We start from the raw sequence: 18,327 nt of genomic DNA, 5'->3' as shown, positions 1-18,327 counted from the left end.
AGGAGCGGAGCGGAGGAGAAGAACGGCGTGGGGTGATCTCATCCCTTCACCTGCCCGCGGGTGGCGACCCAGCGACCGAGGAAGTTGACGACGAACGTGAGGACGAAGAGCCCGAGGCCGGCGAAGATCAGGACGTTGATCTTGAGGCCGGCGGCGTTCGCGTAGTTGTTGGCGATGCTCGCCGCGATGGTGTTGGAGTTGGCCGACGAGATGACGTCGAAGCTGATGATCGCACCCGTGGCCGAGAGGACCATCGCCACGGCCATCGTCTCGCCGAGCGCGCGGCCGAGGCCCAGGAGCAGCGCGGCGACGATGCCGGAGCGCGCGTACGGCAGCACGGCGAGGCGGATCATCTCCCAGCGGGTGGCGCCGAGCGCCAGCGCCGCCTCCTGCTGCATGGTCGGCGTCTGGGCGAAGATCTCGCGCAGGATCGCGGTGACGATCGGGAGGGCCATCAGCGCCAGCACGACCGCTGCGGTGAGCAGCGTGCGGCCCGAGCTCGACACGGGGCCGCCGAAGAGCGGGATCCAGCCGAACCACGCGTTGAGCCAGTCGTAGAACGGCACGAGCCGCGGCGCGAGGACGGCGATGCCCCAGAGACCGAAGACGACCGACGGCACGGCGGCCAGCAGGTCGACGAGGTAGCCGACCGGCTTGGCGACCCGGCGGGGTGCGTAGTGCGAGATGACCAGCGCCAGCCCGATCGAGAGCGGCGCCACGATGATCATCGCGAGCGCCGCCGACAGGATCGTGCCGAACAGCAGCGGGCCGACGTACGCCCACACGCTGGGCTTGCCGTAGGCCTGCTCGCCTGCCGCCTCGAGCGCCGGCAGCCCCTGGATGAACAGGAAGATGGCGACGCCGGCGAGCAGCGCGACGACGAGCAGGGCGGCGGCGAGCGCCGTGCGGCTGAAGACCGCGTCCCCCACGCGGGTGGTCCGGCCCCTGGTCTGCAGGTCAGGAGCCGGGTCCTGGATCGCGGTTGTCACTCTGTTCCTCCTCCGACGGGTGCCGGGTGACGACGTGTCGGAAGGGGCCGGGCCTCATGGGCCCGACCCCCGCCGTGGTGCTGGTGGATGCTCAGCCGGCCGAGATCGTGTCGACGATCGACTGGGCCTCTTCGCGGATGGAGTCGGTCAGCGGAGCCGAACCGGCCTCCGAGGAGCCGATCTCCTGGCCCTCGTCGCTGAGGATGTAGGAGATGTAGCCCTTGACGTTCGCAGCGGTCGCCTCGTCGTCGTAGCTCTCGCAGGCGAGGAGGTAGGAGGTGAGGACGACCGGGTAGACCCCGGCCTCCTCGGTCTCGTGGTCGAGGTCGAACGCCATGTTGACGCTGGAGCCCTCGTCGACGCGCGGGGAGACCTCGAAGATCTTGGCGGCGGCGTCGGCGCTCGGGGCGACGTACTCCTCGCCGACCTTGATGTTGGCCTGGCCCAGGCCGCCGGCCTGGCTGGCGTCGGCGTAGCCGATCGTGTTCGGGGCGTCGGTGACGACCTGGACGACGCCGGAGGTGCCCTTGCCGCCCTCGCCGCCGGCCTCGTTCGGCCACGTCTCGATGGCGCCGTAGGTCCACACGTCGCCGGCGACGGCGTCGAGGTAGTCGGTGAAGTTCTCGCTGGTGCCCGACTCGTCGGAGCGGTGGACCGGGGTGATGTCCTCGTCGGGGAGGGTGGCGTCCGGGTTGTCCGCGACGATCGCCTTGTCGTTCCACTTGGTGATCGTGCCGGCGAAGATGCCCGCGAGGGTCTCCGGCGCGAGGTTCAGGTCGTCGACGCCGTCGACGTTGTAGATGACCGCGATCGGGGAGACGTAGTTCGGGATCTCGATGGGCTCGGAGCCGCAGGTCTCCGTGGCGCCGCTGAGCTCGCCCTCGTCGTCGGTGAGGTAGGAGTCCGAGCCGGCCATCGGGAAGCCGCCGGAGATGAAGTTCTCGCGACCGCCGCCGGAGCCGACCGGGTCGTAGGAGACGGTCACGCCGGGCGCGACCTCGCCGAAACCGACCATCCAGGCGTTCTGCGCGGACTCCTGCGAGGAGGCGCCGCCGATGGCGAGCTCGCCGGACAGGTCCGCGAAGTCACCGCTCGCGGAGCTGGAGTCGCCGGTGTCGGCGGACGCCTCGTCCGCCGAGTTGCCACCGCCGCAGGCGGTGAGGGAGATCGAGAGGGCAAGCACGGCGACGCTCGGGGCGAGCAGCTTGCGGAAGGAAGTGCGGTTCACTTCGGATGCTCCTGATGGAAGTCTGATGAGTGCTGACGATGAGGAACGTAGGCACGTCAGGAGAACGACCACGGCGCCGTCGGTGAACGCGCGGTGAACTCGGCAGGACCGGTTGGCATCACCCGTTCGGGCGTGGGACGACGATCACATGAACTCGCCCGGGCGCCCTTGACGGGCGCGCACACGACGCCCTAGAGGCAGGCGCTCAGGGGGCGACGTGCTCGGTCGCCACGACGCGGCCCTTGCGGTGGTGCACCACGAGCATCGACCCGGGCTCGAGCGCGACGTCGTCCACCTGCAGCGCGTCGAGCACGGTCGGCAGCACGGGGCGGTGGGTGCACAGCACGGCGCCCCCGGCGCCCGGACCGCCCTCGAGCAGGTCGTCCACGAGGTCCACGACGCCCTCGACGGTGGAGTCCTCCTCGCTCAGCTCGTCGTAGAGCTTCACCGGCCAGCCGGTCACGTCGACGTACGGCATCACCGTCTGCACGCAACGGGTGCTGGAGGAGGTGTGGGCGACCATCACGTCGAAGGCGGCCAGGATCGGCACGAGCCGCTCGGACTGGGCCTCGCCGAGCCGGACGAGCGGCCGCCGCCGGTCGTCCTTCTTCCACCCCTTGCGCGAGCGGGCCTCGGCGTGGCGCAGCACCACGAGCGCGCGGGTACGGCGCCGCAGCGGGCGCGCCTCGGCCAGGGTCTCGCGGTCGTAGGAGTAGGTCAGTCGCTCCTGCGCGTCCTTCCAGCCGACCCACTCGACCGCGTCGATCTCGGCGTTGGAGCGGTAGCGGCTCACGTCGTCGCTGCCGACGACCCGGGCCGTCCAGTAGTCCACTGACTTCCAGCGCCCGTTGGACATCCGGTAGCGCTGGCGCGACAGCGCGGGCCCGAGGCGCACGTCGAGACCCGTCTCCTCGGCCACCTCGCGCACCGCGGCCGTGACCACGTGCTCCCCACGGTCGAGCTTGCCCTTGGGGAAGGACCAGTCGTCGTACTTCGGCCGGTGCACGAGGAGCACCTCGCCGCCCTTGCGGGTCACGACAGCACCGGCAGCGCGCACGTCGCGGGGCTCCATGGAAGTAGTCTCACATCCACCCCGACCCCGCGAGGAGCCCCGTGCCACATCGTGACGTCCCGCCTGCCGGGACCCGCGGCCGGAGCCGGGGCCGGACCCGCGTCGTGCTGGCGGTCGCAGCCGTGCTCGTCGTGGCGGGCGCCGGGCTCGTCGCGTGGCGCGCGCTCACGCCCGGGACCCCGCTCCAGGAGGCGATGGAGCTGGCGCCGGCCGACGCCGTACGCTTCTCCTGGACCGACTGGGACGGCGTACGCCGTGAGCTCGACGCCGACGTCGGTGCCGACTCGTCGGCCGAGGACGTCGACGCCTTCCTCGCCGAGGCCTTCGGCGCCGACCTGTCGTCGATGTCGGCCCTCGGGACGTCGGCCGGTGTCATGCAGGAGGAGCTCGGCTTCTCCCCCGCCACCGTCATGTGGGAGCTCCTCGCGCAGTCGGGTGAGGGCGCGGTCGAGGTGCTCAAGGTCGACGACGACGTCGACCTGGACGCGGTGGCGAAGCGGCTGGCCGACCTGGGCTGGACCGAGCCTGACGAGGAGGACGGTGTGTGGGTCGGCGGCCCCGACGTGCTCGCGGGCGTGGGCTCGATGCTGACCCCCGAGCTGCAGCACGTCGCGCTGCTGGCCGACGAGGGTCTCGTGCTGACCTCCGACCAGGCGCCCTTCCTCGAGCAGGTCCTGGAGGGCGACGGAGCCCCCGACGACCTGGGCGACCTCGCTGCGTCGCTGGACGACCCGCTGGCCGCGGCGGTGTACGACGGCGACTACGCCTGCGAGCAGCTCGCGATGGCGCAGGCCGACGACGACGCGCAGGCCGAGGCCGAGCAGCTCGTCGCGGCGGCGGGCGAGGTCCACCCCCTGACCGGCTACGCGATGGGGGTGCTGCCCGGGGGCGACGTGCGCGCGGTGATGCAGGTCGAGGACGCGGACGACGCCCGGGGCGATGCGGAGACGCGGGCCCGGCTGGCGGCGGGACCGGCGCCCGGGCAGGGCGGCGACTTCGCCGACCGGTTCTCCGTGGAGCGGGCCGGCTCGGAGGGGCGCGAGGTCGTGCTCGACCTCCGCCCGACGGAGGGCAGCTACGTGCTCTCGGACCTCACCAGCGGACCGGTGCTCTTCGCGACGTGCTGAGCCGCGCTCAGTCCTCGGAGGGGCGGCGCGGGGTGACGCCGAGGAGACGGTCGATCTCCTCCTGCGACAGGTGGTCGTCGGACTCGCTCGCGGCGATGATCAGCGTGGTCGTCAGCTCGACCTCGCCGAGGAGGTCGCCGTCCTCGAGGGTCACGTCGAACTGGTCGTGCATCCGTCACCCTCCTGACATCCTCGGTTATTAGTTGGGCCACCCGACTTTATGCGCGCACGCCAAGTCTGACGGACTCGCGGGCTCCGGAAAATGACCCGAATGTGTCAAGTGTGCCCCGAAATCGAGTCTGGCCCCACCCCACTGAGGGGGAGGAGCCAGACTCTTGATCAGATCTGGAACAGGTCCAGCGTCAGCCGATCAGAGCGGACGGACGTTCTCCGCCTGCGGGCCCTTGGGGCCCTGGGTGACGTCGAACTCGACCTTCTGGTTCTCGTCCAGCGACTTGTAGCCGTTGGTCTGGATGGCCGAGTAGTGCACGAAGACGTCGTCGCCGCCGTCCTCCTGCGCGATGAAGCCGAAACCCTTCTCGGCGTTGAACCACTTAACGGTGCCCTGAGCCATGGTGCTCGTTACTCCTCTGTAGGGGCGGGAGTCGCCACTTCGACGACCCGCACCAGATGCGGTGACACGCCGCTTGAGACTCACGAGCTGGCAGGGCCCGAAGAACAAACGCCGTTGGATCACAAACTCCGCGGGCGTCGACCTGCTGGAACTTGCACCTGTTGCACGGCAGACACTACCAACAAATCGCCGCTCGTCACTGGTCGAGAACCACGTGCTGGTGAACAGTCGGCCAACGGGCCTGCCGACCGGCCTGCCGGAGGCCCCTGACACCATCGGGGAAGTGACCAGCGACGTCGTCCCTCCGCACCTCCCACGCGTGGCCGTCTGCGGCATCAGCCTCGAGGCGTCCACCTTCTCCCCCGCCCTCACGACGGCCGCGATGCTCGCTCCGCGGCGGGGCCGGGAGGTGCTCGACGCATGGGAGTTCTGGCGGCCCGGCGGCGCCCTCGCGGACCGGGCCGAGTGGCTCGGCATCCTGCAGGCGCGCAACATCGCAGGTGGGGCGATCCCCGCCGACGACTACGCCCTGCTCAAGGCCGAGATCCTCGCCGGCCTCGTCGCCGCCGTCGCCGAGGCGCCCCTGGACGGCGTCGTCCTGGACATCCACGGCGCGGCGAGCGTCGTCGGCCTCGACGACATGGAGGGCGACCTCGCGGTCGCCGTGCGCGAGGTGGTGGGACCCGACTGCCTCATCAGCAGCGGGATGGACCTCCACGGCAACGTGTCGCGCACGCTCGCCGAGACGGTGGACCTGCTGACGACCTACCGCACGGCGCCGCACGTCGACTGGCAGGAGACGAAGGAGCGGGCCGCCCGCAACCTGGTCGACCGGCTCGCGCTGCCGCCGGGGCGGCGCCGTCCGGCGAAGGCCTGGGTGCCGGTGCCGATCCTGCTGCCCGGCGAGATGACCAGCACGCGCCAGGAGCCGGCGACGAGCCTCTACGCCCGGGTCCCCGCGATCGAGGCGCTCGACGGCGTCCTCGACGCCGGGATCTGGATCGGCTACCCGTGGGCCGACGAGCTCCGCAACGGGGCGGTCGTCATGGTGGTCGGCGACGACGCCGAGCTGGCGATGTCCGAGGCGACCGCGCTGGCCACCGAGCTGTGGGAGCGACGCGAGGAGTTCGGCTTCGTCGCGCCGACCGGCTCCCTCGACGAGGTGCTCGCCGCCGCACTGGCGTCACCCGTCACGCCGTACTTCGTGTCCGACTCCGGCGACAACCCCACGGCCGGCGGCGCCGGCGACGTGACCTGGACGCTCGCCGAGCTGTTGGCGAGCGAGGAGCTGGCCGCGAGCGGCAGGCGCGCGATCTACGCGTCCATCCCCGACGCCGCGGGTGCGCTCGCGGCCGCGGAGGCCGGGGTCGGCGCCGACGTACGCCTCACGGTGGGCGCGCGGGTCGACGCACGCCCGGCGCCGCCGGTGCAGCTCAGTGGCGAGGTGGTGGCGGTCGTGCCGTCCGCCGACAACCTCGAGGTCGTCGTGCGCACTTCGGCGATCGACGTCGTCGTCACCCGGCGTCGACGCCCGTACCACCGCGAGCAGGACTTCACCCGGCTCGGCCTCGACCCGCGCACCGCCGACCTCGTGGTGGTCAAGATCGGCTACCTCGAGCCGGAGCTGTTCGACATGGCGGCGGACTGGATGCTGGCGCTCACCCCGGGCGGCGTGGACCAGGACCTCGCGCGGCTCGGGCACCGGCGCGTGCGGCGGCCGATGTTCCCCCTCGACGACGTGAGCGGCGTCGACCCGCTGGCGGACGCCGTGCTGTTCCCCGGCGACACCCGCCTACCTGCCGAGGGCTGACATCACTTCGGCCACCACCTCGGCGCTGGTCACGCTGCGGCGCCCGTCGTCGTAGCCGGCGGACGACCCGGCGGCCACGACCGTGCCCGGTGCCCGCAGGTGCACCTCGCGCGCCCCGGTCTCCGCGATGACCCGGGCGACGTTCGCCGGCCGTACGCCACCCCCGACCGCGATGCGGACGTCCTCGCCGCCGCGTCGCACCAGGTCGACGAGCTCGCGGAGGTGGTCGAGCGCCGGGCCGGGGCCACCGGAGGTCAGCACGCGGGTGACCCCGAGGTCGCCCAGCAGCGCCAGCGCGGCGCGCTTGTCGGGCACGGAGTCGAAGGCCTTGTGGAAGGTGACCGGTGCGTCGCCGCTCGCGGCCACGAGCCGTCGTACGACGTCCGCGTCGACCTCGCCGTCAGGCGTCAGGGTGCCGACGACGAACCCCAGCCGGGCGGTGCCGGCGAGCGCCTCCCGCACCGCCTCGATGTCCGTGACCATCACGTCGACCTCCTCCGGCGAGTGGACGAAGTCACCGGGCCGGGCGCGCACCAGCACGCGGATCTCGAGTCCCGGCGCCGCCGCGGCGCAGTGCTGCACGAAGCCGAGCGTCGGCGTCGTCCCTCCGTCCGCCAGCCCGGCGCACACCTCGAAGGCATCCGCGCCCCTCGCCGCGGCCACCGCCGCGCCGCCGACGTCCTCGAGGCAGATCTCGACGAGAGTGGTCATGGGGCCACGCTAGGGCGCGGGGCTCAGGCGTGCAGGTCGCGGAGCACGCGGTGGAACGCGGCCTTGCCCTCGAGGCCGATGCCGGGACGGTCGTCGAGCCGCACCCGTCCGCCCTCGATGACGGCGTCGTCGGCGAAGCCGCCGGTCGGCTGGAACTCGCCCGGGTAGGACTCGTTGCCGCCGAGCCGCAGGGCGGCCGCGATGTGGAGGGAGAACTGGTGGCCGCCGTGCGGGATGCATCGGCGCGAGGACCAGCCGTGCTGGGCGAGCATGTCCTGGATCCGGCGGTACTCCACGAGGCCGTAGCTCAGCGCCGGGTCGACCTGGATCCAGTCGCGGTCGGGCCTCAGCCCGCCGTGGCGGACGAGGTTGCGGGCGTCCTGCAGGGAGAACAGGTTCTCCCCCGTGGCGATCGGGCCGCGGTAGTGCTCCGCGAGGGTCGCGTTGAGCCGGTAGTCCAGCGGGTCGCCGACCTCCTCGTACCAGAACAGGCCGTAGGGATCGATCGCCCGGCCGTAGGCCAGCGCGGTGTCGAGGTCGAAGCGCCCGTTGACGTCGACCGCGAGCCGCGACCCGTCGCCACCGAGCACCTCGATGACGGCCTCGATGCGCCGCAGGTCCTCGGCCAGGTCGGCGCCGCCGATCTTCATCTTGACCACCTCGTAGCCCGCGTCGAGGAAGCCGCGCATCTCGTCCTGCAGGTCGCCCAGCGTCTTGCCGGGCGCGTAGTAGCCGCCGGCGGCGTAGACGAAGACGGACTCGTCGGACCCGCCGTCGCCGTAGTGGTCGGCGATCCAGCGGTGCAGCGGCACACCGGCGACCTTGGCCGCGAGGTCGTGCAGGGCCATGTCGACGACACCGACGGCGACCGACCGCTCGCCGTGCCCGCCGGGCTTCTCGTTGCGCATCATCACGTCCCAGGCAGCACTGGGCGACAGGCCGCCCGCCTCGTCGAGGAGGCTGTCCGGGTCCGCCTCGAGGAGGCGCGGCAGGATGCGGCGGCGCAGGATCTCGCCGGCCGAGTAGCGGCCGTTGGAGCTGAAGCCGTAGCCCACGACCGGCTCGCCATCCACCACGACGTCGCTCACCAGGGCGAGGACCGAGCAGTCCATCGTGGAGAAGTCGATGAAGGCGTTGCTCATCGACGAGCTGATCGGGATGACGCCCTCGTGGGCGGTGACGATCCTCATGACGTCTCCAATTCTTATAAGATGCGAGATCTGCACCTTACGCACGTCGCGCCGCCGTTGGCCAATCGTCTTATAAGATCCGTCCGTGGCCGAGACCCTCTTCACCAGCAAGGCCGACGTCGCCTACGCCCGCATCCGCCAGCAGATCCTCGACGGCTCGCTCGAGGCCGGCTCGCCCCTGGCGCAGTACGAGCTCGCGGCCGAGCTGGGCATCAGCATCACGCCGCTGCGGGAGGCCGTACGACGCCTCAGCGGCGAGGGGTGGATACGGCTCGACACCCACCGCAACGCCCGCGTCGCCGAGCTCGACCTCGCCGAGGCGCGGCAGCTGCTCGAGGCCCGGCGAGCCCTCGAGCCCGCCGCCGTGGCGCTCGCCGCCGAGCGCCGCACGGACGAGGACGTCGTACGGATGCGGGCAGCGCTGAAGCGGCTCAAGCCCGTCACGAGGAAGTGGGGCGAGACGGCGCTGGCCGCCCACCGCGAGGTCCACCGTGCGCTCTACTCCGCGTCGCACAACGACGTCGTGGTCCGGATGCTCGACGACCTCTGGGACAAGTCGGACCGCTACCGCCGCGTCGGGCTGCAGCTGCCGCCCGGCGGCGAGGACCGCACCCGGGACTTCGAGGAGCACCACGAGCTCGTCCGGCTCGTCGTCGACGGCGAGGCCGGCGCCGCGTCCGCGCTGATGGCAGGACACATCGACAGGAGCCTCGCCGCGGCCGTCCTCGCGACCGACGGCACCGACTGAGTCAGTCGCCCTCCTGCCGCGCCTGCTGGTCGAGCAGGGCTCGGGCGTGCTCGCCGTCGTCCTCCTGGTCGAGGGCTCGACGGAAGCTGTCGAGCTTCTCCCGCCCGGCCGGGAACGGAGGCAGGAGCGGGACGTCGGGGTCGACGACGGCCTCGATGAGGACCGGTCGGTCGGCCGCGAGCGCGCGGTCCCACGCGGCGTCGACGTCCTCGGGACGGTCGACCCGGATGCCGGCGAGGCCGAGCAGGTCGGCGTACGCCGCGTAGGGGAAGGTGGGCAGTGCCTGGCTGTCGTCGAAGCGGGGGTCGCCCTCGGTCTCGCGCTGCTCCCACGTGACCTCGGCGAGGTCCTGGTTGTGCAGCACCAGCACCACGAACCGCGGGTCGGCCCAGTCGCGCCAGCGGTGCGCGACGGTGACCAGCTCGGAGATGCCGTTCATCTGCATGGCGCCGTCACCGACGAGCGCGACGACCGGCCGGTCGGGGGCGTGCAGCTTGGCGGCGAGTCCGTAGGGGATGCCCGAGCCCATGGAGGCGAGGGTGGACGACAGGTGGGCGGGGACACCCGGCGGCAGGGTGAGGTGGCGGGCGTACCAGTAGGTGACCGACCCGACGTCGACGCTGACCTGGGCGTCCGCCGGGAGTCGTGGGGTGAGGGCGCGCACCACCCGCTCGGGGCTCAGCGGGTCGGCCGGCCCGTCGGCCCGCTCCCGGGCGAGCGCGTGCCAGGCGCTCACCCGCTCGGCGACCTCGGAGCGCCAGCCGTCCCGCTGCTCGAGGAGGGGAAGGAGCGCCACCAGCGTCTCGGCGGCGTCGCCGACGAGCCCGACCTCGACGGGGTAGCGGTTGCCGAGGTGCCGGCCGTCGATGTCCACCTGTACGGCTCGCGCCTGTCCCGGCGCGGGGTAGAACTCGGTCCAGGGGTCGTTGCTGCCGACCACGAGGAGGGTGTCGCAGGAGTCGAGCAGCCACCCGGACGCGGTGGTGCCGAGGTGGCCCATCACCCCGCAGCTGCAGGGCAGCGTCTCGTCCCACCAGGGCTTGCCGAGCAGGCTGGTGGTGACGCCCGCGCCGAGGCGCTCGGCGACGGCACGGACGTGCTCGCCGGCATCACGCGCTCCCTGTCCGACGAGGAGGGCCACCCGCTCCCCCGCGTTGAGGACCGCGGCGGCCTCGGCGAGGTCGCCGTCGGTCGGCAGCACCCGCGGCCGGCGCCACTGCGGCGTGGTGGGTACGACGCCGTGCTCGTGCGGCACCTCCTCGGGCGCGGCGGACACCTGCAGGTCGTGCGGGACGATGACGACGCACGGCGAGCGCGTCGCGAGCGCCGTCCGGAAGGCCCGGTCGAGCACCATCGCCGCCTGCTCGGGCGCGAGCACCGTCTGGACGTACTGCGCGGCCACGTCCTTGAAGAGCGCGGCCAGGTCGATCTCCTGCTGGTACTCCGCGCCCAGCGCCGTCGTGGGCTGCTGCCCGACGATGGCCACGACGGGCTGGTGGTCGAGCTTGGCGTCGTACAGGCCGTTGAGGAGGTGGACGGCGCCGGGACCCTGCGTGCTGGTCATCACCCCGACCTCGCCGGTGTACTTGGCGTGGCCGACGGCCATCAGCGCGGCGTTCTCCTCGTGGCGCGCCTGGACGAACTCCGGGTCTCCCCCGGCCCGCCGCAGCGCCCCCATGAAGCCGTTGATGCCGTCGCCGGAGTAGCCGAAGACGCGGTGCACGCCCCACGCCAGCAGGCGCTCGACGACGAGGTCGGCGACCAGCTTGTCGCCGGCCACGTCAGGCTCCCGCCTCGTGGGGACGGATCCGTCGTACGCCGTGCCGGACCGCTGCTCGCATGTCGTCGCTCTCCTCCGATGGGTGAGCAGGTCCAGTGCCCATCGGCGTGAGGGGCATGTGCTTCTGAGAGGATGCACGCCACGTGCGCGGGCGGCTCGACGCCGTCCGGTCGCGGGCCTCTAGCTCAATTGGTAGAGCAGCGGACTTTTAATCCGTTGGTTCAGGGTTCGAGCCCCTGGAGGCCTACCAGTCGCCGATTCTTCACGAGGCCGGCTCGGCCCGGCTCGATGCGACCAGGCCGTAGCCGAGCTCCTCGACCGCGAGGTCGATCGCCGGGACGAGGTCGTCGTGGTGGAGCGGTCGCGAGATCGCCGGCGCGCTCGGGAAGGAGTCCCGCGCGGGACCGTGGAGCACGACCACTGGCCGGTTCGTGATCGTCGAGGTCACCCACAGCCCGTCGACGCGCGGACCGTCGAGGACGAGCTGGTCGAAGATGGTGGGCGCCCACTCCAGGCACACCGGCTTGGGTGCGGCGGTCAGTGCCGCCGCAGCGCCCTGGCGGGACGGCCAGGTGTCGGTCAGGTCGAGCAGCCGCAGCTCGCGGGCCGGCCGCCAGCCGGTGAGGTACTGGTCGGGGTCGGTCAGGTCGACGCGCCGGCGTCGCTGGAACACCTCACCGAACGACGTCGTCGGGTGGGTCGCCACGTAGGCCACGCCGTGCGCGGGGTGGTCGCCGCGCGGTCCGGGGTGCGGGTCCCAGCGGGAGTCGAGAGGCCCGAAGGTGCGCAGCTCGTCCCAGCGCGCGGGGTGGTCGCCGCCGACGGTGTGGATGCGCCACAGCTGGCCGCTGTAGGGCACGACGTCGTCGTCGGTGTGGCTGAGCTCGTGCGGTGGAGTGCGGGGGACCTTCGGGCTCACGTGTGCGCTTCGGTCTCCGCAAGCTCCACGACGGCGCTGACGTCGCCTCCCGTGGCCAACCACTCGACGGGCGTACGACCGTCGAGCTCGTCCTGCGGCGCGGTCATGAAGCCCTCGACCGACAGCGGGTGCATCCGCTCGGGCAGGGCGGCGACGACCTCGCGGAGCCCGCGCAACGGCCTGCGGTCGACGAACTGCCAGGCGGGGAGCTCGCGCTCACGGCCGGGGGCCGACGGGATCGCGTAGAGGTCGCCGTTGCCGACCGAGCGACGCACGTTGGCGGCGTCACGGCCGAGCATCGCCGCCACCTTCGAGGTCGGCAGCAACGGGGCCGCCTCAGCCTTGGTCGCCTCGGCGCGGGCGGCCAGGCGGGCACGTGCCAGGGCCTGCGTGTGCGGGTCGAAGGAGTCGGCGGGCAGGCCGGCCTCGACCAGGAACTCGCGTTCGCCGGCCGTCATCGTCTCGTGCGGCGCGAAGGCGGTGTAGACGATCAGTCGCAGCTTCTCCGGGTCCGCCTCGACCCCGTGCTGCGCGGCCGCGCGGGCCAGCGCCTCGTCGACCTCGCGGTGCTGCAAGCTGGTCATACCACGATGATACGCCGTATCACCTCGGGTCACCAGCGGGCACGGGTGCCGCGAAGTCGAACCGCTCCACCCGCAGCGTCGCCCTGCCCGTCGCACGAGGCCCGGCATAGGCGAAGAAGGTCAGGTCTTCGTGGATGAAGCTCGGTGACAGCGAGAAGTCGTCAGCGGTGCCCGGCACTCCGACGAACATGCCCGGTGAGTCAGTGATGTTCCAGCCGACGTTGAACAACGTGTCGGCCGCGAAGGAGGACTCGGCGAACGTCACGTCGACGCGGTCGCCTCTCTGGGAGGGGTCGGCGTCGTACGGGACGACGGTGACCTGGCCGGGCACCGTGGCCGCGATGTCGACGTCGGTGGTCCACACGATCCCCACGTCGCCCAGGGGTGTCGGGACCGGTGCCGTCTCGGGCGCGACCGCGGCCGTCACGATCCGGAGCGAGCCGGTGCTGCCGCACGGGTTGACGGCCAGGACCAGGTCACCGGTGCGGTAGGTCCACAGCACGGGTGGGTGCTGTGCGTTGATGTTCATGTCAGAGACCACCGTCCACAGCGGCGTCTCGTCCACGAACCCGAGGCGCCGGCCGCACAGCTCGCCGTCCGCGTCGAGCACCTCGACGGAGAAGACCTGCTCCGCGGTCGTGACCGGCACCCGGACGAGCGCCGACGCGTCGGGGGCGTCGCCCACGTCGAGCGGCACCCGGGGTCCGTCGACGGTCGCCGTCAGCGTCCCGGGAACGGAGGCGAAGTAGCGCGCCTCGGCCGAGCCGAAGGGGTAGGACACGAGCTGGGTGTAGGTGCCGGCGACGGTCGGCGAGACCTTCGGCGACGACGTGTAGGTCTCGATCAGCCGGCCGTCGGGCGCGAACAGCTCCTCCTGCAGGTGCGCCGGGCCGTTGTCCGAGAACGTCACCGTCAGCCCCGCCGGGACCGTGGTCCGCACCACGGCCACCCGCCCGGGCTGCTCGAGCGAGATCACGTCGGTGCGGTCGAGGGACACGTCGGCGACCCGCGCCGACAGCACGACCTGGCCGGGCCGGTCGACCACGTCGAGGAACCCGGGCGTGAAGCGCAGGGTGTACGAACCCGTCTCGGGCAGGCGCCACACGTGGCCCTCCCGCTGCAGCCGCCCCCAGCGGGGTACGACGGCGCCGGACGGCGCGACCAGCGTCGGCGTGCTGCGCGGGAGCGCCCCGGTCTCGGGTGGGCGTGCGTACTCCGAGACGACCGACCCTGCCTCGCCGTCGAACACCACCTCCACCAGCTGCCCGCTCAGCGAGCTGACCAGGTCGCGGGCCGGCCCGTCGACCTCGACGGGAACCACGCGGGGCGTGGACAGGGTGACGCTGCCGGTGGCCGCCGACCACACGTCGTCGCGGCTCAGCCGGACCACGTGGTCCCCGGACTGCGCGGCCGTGCTGGTGACGGCGTCGCCGGTGAGCGGCACCGGCTCGCCCGTCGGCGGCACGAGCGTGGCGGTCGCGACCGGCGTGCCGACCCAGGTCCAGCGCTGACCGGCGTCCAGCTCGACGACCAGGTCGAGGACGCGCTGGCCCGGCAGGAAGGTCACGGACGTGGTGGCGTCGAGGGGGACGGTCCGCGGGCCGGGCGAGGCGAAGCCGAAGGCCTCGGACACCGCACCGAGGCGCTCGTCGGTCGCCGCCACGGCGTAGCGGTAGGACAGGCCGAGCTCGATGCGGAAGAGGTCGGAGAAGCTGCCGTCCGTGTCGACCTGCACGGGCGACCCGTCGGCTGCCCACACCCCGCCTCGCCGCACCTCGCGCTGCACCTCGTCCCCGCTCGACAGCCCGGTGCTCGCACCGGACACCTGGGCGAAGCCGGAGGACGCGTAGTGGATCGCGCTCGCGGTCAGGGTGGGGACGACGTCCGGCTCGGGGTCCGGGTCCGGGTCCGGGTCCGGGTCGGGATCGGGCGTGGGGTCGGGATCGGGCGTGGGATCCGGATCGGGCGTGGGATCCGGATCGGGCGTGGGGTCCGGCGCCGGGTCCGGCCCGGGCTCGGGCGCGGGCGGGACCGGCACCGCCGCGACCGTCACCTCCGAGGTGGACGCCTGCTGGCGGGCGCCGTCGGCGGGCGCCACCCAGCGGAGCTGCCACCCGGCCTCGCCGGTCGTGGCGTCCGCCCAGGAGCCGTCGGCCAGCACGGGCGTCGTACCCGCAGCCGCCCAGGCGCCGTCGGCGAGCCGTCGTTGCCGCTCGAGGAGGACGCCGGCCAGGTCGGGCGCCGTGCCGGCCACCCGGGTCACCACCCCGCCTCCGGCGGCGGCGTCGTATGACACCCGGGTGAGCGCCAGCGCCGGGGTCCAGGTGGCGCGCACGGTGACACGGCTCGACCGCGCCTGCGGCTGTCCCTTCCGGCGCGGGAGGACGACCCGGAAGACGGTGTCGCCGCGCGGCGGGACGGTGCGGAGGTCGTAGCGTCCGAACCTGTTGGTGCGGTCGACGGCGACCCGCCGCCAGCCCGTTGCGGCTCGCCTCTCGAGGCGCACCGCCGAGCGCGGGGCCGCGTGCCGCACGGTGCCCGAGAAGACGACCGGTCGCCCCACGGCCACGGGCTTCGACGGCCGGACCCTGATCCCCACCGACGGTGCAGGCGCCCGGTCGGCGGCCCTGTCGATGGAGGGCTCCTGCACCGGGACGGCGTACGACGGCACCGAGACCGACGGCACCGCGACCGACGCAGCCACCAGCGTGGTCACCCACCACGTCGTCAGTCGTCCCACCGCACACCCCCGAGCCGGGCGCACCTGACGCGGGTCCCCGATCGTCGGGCCGGTGGGCGCTGGCTGATTCCAGCACGCGCGGGGGCCGGCGACAAGACCCCCTTGACAGGGGTCGGCTCGGGCACAGGCCCGAGATCACACCCGAGCGGGTTGGGCAGGTTTGGCGCGAACCGCGAGAATGGCTCCTCACGCCCGCCGCCTGCACGACCGGAGTCACATGTCCGCGCCAACTCCCGCTGCCCTCGACGCACCGACCGGGAGCCAGGGCACGGGGCGCCGTCCCTACACGTTCCTGGTGGCCAACGCCGCCCTGATCGGTGCCGTCACGTTCGTCGCCAGCTGGATGCTGGACCGCCCGGTCGCCGACCCCGAGGGCAGCTTCCTCGGGCCGTCGTGGGTGCGGCTGCCGGTGCTCTGCGCGACCGCGATCGTGCTGGACCTGCTCCCCCGCGCGCTGTGGCAGGGACGACTCGACCCGGCCCGCACGGTCGCGGCCGTCCGGCACCGCCTGCGCACCCACTGGACCCGCGCCCGCCTGCAGCTCGTCGTCGTCGGGATCTCCGGCTTCTACGTGGTCTACGTCGCCTACCGGAACCTCAAGTCGCTGCTGCCGCTGGTGCGCGACGTGAAGTACGACAGCGAGCTCCGCGTGCTGGACCGCCTCCTGCTGCTCGGGCACGACCCCGCGACCTTCACGCAGGACCTGTTCGGGACCGGGCTGTCCGCGCACGTGCTGTCCGCGGTCTACCTCGCCTACATCCCCCTCGTGGCGATCCTCGTGACCGTGTGGCTCGTCTGGTCGCGCAACATCGGCCACGGCTGGTGGTTCGTCACCGCGCAGGGGATCGCCTGGACGCTCGGCACGGTGTCCTACTACCTGCTCCCGACGCTGGGCCCGGGAATCATGTACCCCTGGCTGACCAGCGACCTGGTGCCCAACGGCACGTCCGACCTGATGGACTCGCTGGTCTACTCACGCCACGGCTTCCTCTGGGGCGAGGGTGACTACCAGGGCGTCGCCGGCTTCGCCAGCCTGCACACCGCGATCGCGCTGCTCTGGGCCCTCATGGCCCAGCACACGGTCCGCAGCCAGGTGATCCGGGCCGTCTTCTGGGTCAACTTCGCCCTCACGGTCGTCGCCACGCTCTACTTCGGCTGGCACTACATCGCCGACGACCTCGCCGGCGCGGCCATCGCGATCATCGCGTTCCGGGTCGCGGCCCGGGCCACCGGGCACCGGATCCCGTCCCGGCGCAGGCCCGCCGTGCCCGAGCCCGTCGCCTGAGCGCGACGGCGTACGACGTCAGGCGCCGCCGACGCGGTCGGCCGGCACGCCGCGCACGCCGGAGTCGGTGAGCTCGGCCTCGTGGGCCGCGGCTGCCTCCAGCTCCTGGCGGCGGGTCTCCTCCATCATCGCGCGGGTGGCGTCGTAGATGCCCGGATCGGACACCAGGTCGGCAGCGCCGCCGCGCAGCCGCGCGAGGGCCGCGCGGGCGAAGATCTGCTGCTCCGTGGTGGTGCGCTCCGACCGGTTGTTGCTGACGAAGGTGATCGCCCAGCGCATCAGCGCGGAGACCTGGTTCTTGAAGCCGGTGAGGTAGACGAGGTGGACGCCGAGCCACATCAGCCAGGCGACGATGCCGGTGAGCCGGAGCTTGCCGACCATCGCGACCGCGCGGAAGCGGCTGATGATCGCCATCGAGCCCTTGTCGAAGTACTTGAACGGCGGCTGCGGCGCCTTGCCCTCGACCCGGTTGCGGATCTCCTTGGCGGCGTACTTGGCGCCCTGGATGGCGACCTGCGCGACGCCCGGGAGGTTGTCGAGGGCGATCATGTCGCCGACGACGAACACCTCGGGGTGCCCGGGGAGCGTGAGGTCGGGGTTGACCCCGATCCGGCCGGCGCGGTCGAGCGGGGCGCCGGTCTGCTCCGCCAGGATCTTGCCGAGCGGGTTGGCCTGCACGCCGGCGGCCCAGATCTTGGCGACGGAGTTGATCCGCTCGACGCGACCGTCCTTGAACTTCACGTCGAGGCCGCGCTCGTCGACGTCGGTCACCATCGCGCCGAGCATCACCTCGACGCCGAGCTTCTCGAGCTCCTTCTTGGCCTTCTCACCCAGCTTGCTGCCGAAGGGCGGCAGCACCTGGCCAGCGGCGTCGACGAGGACGACGCGGGCGTGGCGGGTGTTGATCGCGCGAAAGTCCTTGCGCAGCGTGTTGTGCGCGAGCTCCGCGATCTGACCCGCCATCTCCACGCCGGTCGGGCCGGCACCCACGACCACGAAGGTCAGCAGGTGGTCGACGTCGTCGCCGCGCGTGGCGCCGAGCTCGGCCATCTCGAAGGCGCCGAAGATGCGGCCGCGCAGCTCGAGGGCGTCGTCGATGCTCTTCATGCCCGGAGCGAACTCGGCGAAGTGGTCGTTGCCGAAGTAGGACTGGCTGGCGCCTGCGGCGACGAGCAGCGAGTCGTACGACGTCACGGTGTCGCGGCCCAGGACGCGCGAGGTGACCGTCCTGGCGGTGAGGTCGATGTCGGTGACCTCGCCGAGGATCACCTTGGCGTTGTCCTGCCCGGCGAGCACCTCGCGGGTGGGCGGGGCGATCTCGCCCTCCGACAGGATGCCGGTCGCGACCTGGTAGAGCAGCGGCTGGAAGAGGTGGTGCGTGGTCTTCGCGATGACCGTGACGTCGACGTCCGCGTGGCGGAGCGCTTTGGTGCCGAAGAGACCGCCGAAGCCGGACCCGATCACGACCACCTTGTGTCGGGAGGACTGCGTCGCGGGCGAGGTCATGGAAGCTCCTGAGGTCGAAGGTGCGTCGTGCCGTCCACTGCCACGTCCATTCTCCTCCTCGGGA

At 72.4% G+C, this 18,327-nt stretch carries 16 protein-coding genes and 1 tRNA gene; 5 read left to right on the top strand and 12 right to left on the bottom strand.

The window, feature by feature from the left end; translation table 11 throughout:
• Positions 1-38: 38 nt before the first annotated feature.
• The 3 genes from pstC to AC3A3L_RS20325 form a co-directional block, all read right to left on the bottom strand.
• Entirely contained in the window at positions 39-989 is a 951-nt protein-coding gene (gene pstC, locus AC3A3L_RS20335) for a phosphate ABC transporter permease subunit PstC (protein WP_487641858.1), read from the bottom strand.
• Positions 990-1,080: 91 nt separating this feature from the next.
• Entirely contained in the window at positions 1,081-2,217 is a 1,137-nt protein-coding gene (locus tag AC3A3L_RS20330; RefSeq protein ID WP_487641857.1) for a phosphate ABC transporter substrate-binding protein PstS, read from the bottom strand.
• Positions 2,218-2,422: 205 nt separating this feature from the next.
• Positions 2,423-3,289, bottom strand: a complete 867-nt coding sequence (locus tag AC3A3L_RS20325) for an NUDIX hydrolase (RefSeq protein WP_487641856.1) — start codon at positions 3,287-3,289, stop codon at positions 2,423-2,425.
• 41 nt (positions 3,290-3,330) lie between these two features.
• Between AC3A3L_RS20325 and AC3A3L_RS20320 the strand changes: the two genes are divergently transcribed.
• Positions 3,331-4,416 (top strand): hypothetical protein, encoded by a 1,086-nt coding sequence (locus AC3A3L_RS20320; RefSeq protein WP_487641855.1) that lies wholly within the window; start codon positions 3,331-3,333, stop codon positions 4,414-4,416.
• A gap of 7 nt (positions 4,417-4,423) precedes the next feature.
• On the opposite strand, the gene AC3A3L_RS20315 is transcribed toward AC3A3L_RS20320, so the two are convergent.
• Complete coding sequence (locus AC3A3L_RS20315; RefSeq protein WP_268111464.1) at positions 4,424-4,588, bottom strand: hypothetical protein; 165 nt, start codon at positions 4,586-4,588, stop codon at positions 4,424-4,426.
• A 198-nt stretch (positions 4,589-4,786) separates the two neighbouring features.
• Entirely contained in the window at positions 4,787-4,990 is a 204-nt protein-coding gene (locus AC3A3L_RS20310; RefSeq protein WP_045548871.1) for a cold-shock protein, read from the bottom strand.
• Positions 4,991-5,273: 283 nt separating this feature from the next.
• Between AC3A3L_RS20310 and AC3A3L_RS20305 the strand changes: the two genes are divergently transcribed.
• The gene (locus tag AC3A3L_RS20305; RefSeq protein ID WP_487641854.1) at positions 5,274-6,800 is read left to right on the top strand and encodes a M81 family metallopeptidase; all 1,527 of its coding nucleotides are present in this window, start codon (positions 5,274-5,276) and stop codon (positions 6,798-6,800) included.
• On the opposite strand, the gene AC3A3L_RS20300 is transcribed toward AC3A3L_RS20305, so the two are convergent.
• The gene (locus tag AC3A3L_RS20300; protein WP_487641853.1) at positions 6,783-7,511 is read right to left on the bottom strand and encodes a copper homeostasis protein CutC; all 729 of its coding nucleotides are present in this window, start codon (positions 7,509-7,511) and stop codon (positions 6,783-6,785) included. The genes AC3A3L_RS20305 and AC3A3L_RS20300 overlap by 18 nt on opposite strands.
• 23 nt (positions 7,512-7,534) lie before the next feature.
• Positions 7,535-8,701 (bottom strand): enolase C-terminal domain-like protein, encoded by a 1,167-nt coding sequence (locus AC3A3L_RS20295; RefSeq protein ID WP_487641852.1) that lies wholly within the window; start codon positions 8,699-8,701, stop codon positions 7,535-7,537.
• 85 nt (positions 8,702-8,786) lie between these two features.
• Here AC3A3L_RS20295 and AC3A3L_RS20290 point away from each other — a divergent pair, with 85 nt between their 5' ends.
• Complete coding sequence (locus tag AC3A3L_RS20290; RefSeq protein WP_487641851.1) at positions 8,787-9,449, top strand: GntR family transcriptional regulator; 663 nt, start codon at positions 8,787-8,789, stop codon at positions 9,447-9,449.
• 1 nt (position 9,450) lies between these two features.
• Here the strand turns inward: AC3A3L_RS20290 and AC3A3L_RS20285 are convergent, their stop codons facing one another.
• Positions 9,451-11,229, bottom strand: a complete 1,779-nt coding sequence (locus AC3A3L_RS20285) for a thiamine pyrophosphate-requiring protein (protein WP_487641850.1) — start codon at positions 11,227-11,229, stop codon at positions 9,451-9,453.
• Between the two features lie 174 nt (positions 11,230-11,403).
• On the opposite strand from AC3A3L_RS20285, the gene AC3A3L_RS20280 reads away from it, so the two are divergent.
• Positions 11,404-11,479, top strand: a tRNA-Lys gene (locus AC3A3L_RS20280).
• Between the two features lie 12 nt (positions 11,480-11,491).
• Here the strand turns inward: AC3A3L_RS20280 and AC3A3L_RS20275 are convergent.
• Genes AC3A3L_RS20275 through AC3A3L_RS20265 form a run of 3 tightly spaced genes read right to left on the bottom strand, consistent with a single transcriptional unit; the run spans position 11,492 to position 15,472 of the window.
• The gene (locus tag AC3A3L_RS20275; RefSeq protein WP_487641849.1) at positions 11,492-12,148 is read right to left on the bottom strand and encodes an RES domain-containing protein; all 657 of its coding nucleotides are present in this window, start codon (positions 12,146-12,148) and stop codon (positions 11,492-11,494) included.
• Positions 12,145-12,732, bottom strand: a complete 588-nt coding sequence (locus tag AC3A3L_RS20270; RefSeq protein WP_487641848.1) for a hypothetical protein — start codon at positions 12,730-12,732, stop codon at positions 12,145-12,147. The genes AC3A3L_RS20275 and AC3A3L_RS20270 overlap by 4 nt, the downstream gene beginning before the upstream one ends.
• Before the next feature lie 19 nt (positions 12,733-12,751).
• Complete coding sequence (locus AC3A3L_RS20265) at positions 12,752-15,472, bottom strand: hypothetical protein (protein ID WP_487641847.1); 2,721 nt, start codon at positions 15,470-15,472, stop codon at positions 12,752-12,754.
• A gap of 217 nt (positions 15,473-15,689) precedes the next feature.
• Between AC3A3L_RS20265 and AC3A3L_RS20260 the strand changes: the two genes are divergently transcribed.
• The gene (locus tag AC3A3L_RS20260; protein ID WP_487641846.1) at positions 15,690-16,757 is read left to right on the top strand and encodes a phosphatase PAP2 family protein; all 1,068 of its coding nucleotides are present in this window, start codon (positions 15,690-15,692) and stop codon (positions 16,755-16,757) included.
• A gap of 18 nt (positions 16,758-16,775) precedes the next feature.
• Here the strand turns inward: AC3A3L_RS20260 and AC3A3L_RS20255 are convergent, their stop codons facing one another.
• Positions 16,776-18,263 (bottom strand): NAD(P)/FAD-dependent oxidoreductase, encoded by a 1,488-nt coding sequence (locus AC3A3L_RS20255; RefSeq protein ID WP_487641845.1) that lies wholly within the window; start codon positions 18,261-18,263, stop codon positions 16,776-16,778.
• Positions 18,264-18,327: the final 64 nt, after the last annotated feature.

It is taken from the genome of Nocardioides sp. Soil_C_8 (assembly GCF_057656315.1).
The sequence above is the reverse complement of the archived record's forward strand: the minus strand, read 5'-3'. Positions and strand labels throughout refer to the sequence as shown.

Coding starts and splice junctions, on each gene's coding strand:
- AC3A3L_RS20260 (WP_487641846.1), top strand. CDS start 15,690: ATGTCCGCGCCAACTCCCGCTGCCCTCGACGCACCGACCGGGAGCCAG.
- AC3A3L_RS20295 (WP_487641852.1), bottom strand. CDS start 8,701: ATGAGGATCGTCACCGCCCACGAGGGCGTCATCCCGATCAGCTCGTCG.
- AC3A3L_RS20270 (WP_487641848.1), bottom strand. CDS start 12,732: ATGACCAGCTTGCAGCACCGCGAGGTCGACGAGGCGCTGGCCCGCGCG.
- AC3A3L_RS20315 (WP_268111464.1), bottom strand. CDS start 4,588: ATGCACGACCAGTTCGACGTGACCCTCGAGGACGGCGACCTCCTCGGC.
- AC3A3L_RS20255 (WP_487641845.1), bottom strand. CDS start 18,263: ATGACCTCGCCCGCGACGCAGTCCTCCCGACACAAGGTGGTCGTGATC.
- AC3A3L_RS20325 (WP_487641856.1), bottom strand. CDS start 3,289: ATGGAGCCCCGCGACGTGCGCGCTGCCGGTGCTGTCGTGACCCGCAAG.
- AC3A3L_RS20310 (WP_045548871.1), bottom strand. CDS start 4,990: ATGGCTCAGGGCACCGTTAAGTGGTTCAACGCCGAGAAGGGTTTCGGC.
- AC3A3L_RS20300 (WP_487641853.1), bottom strand. CDS start 7,511: ATGACCACTCTCGTCGAGATCTGCCTCGAGGACGTCGGCGGCGCGGCG.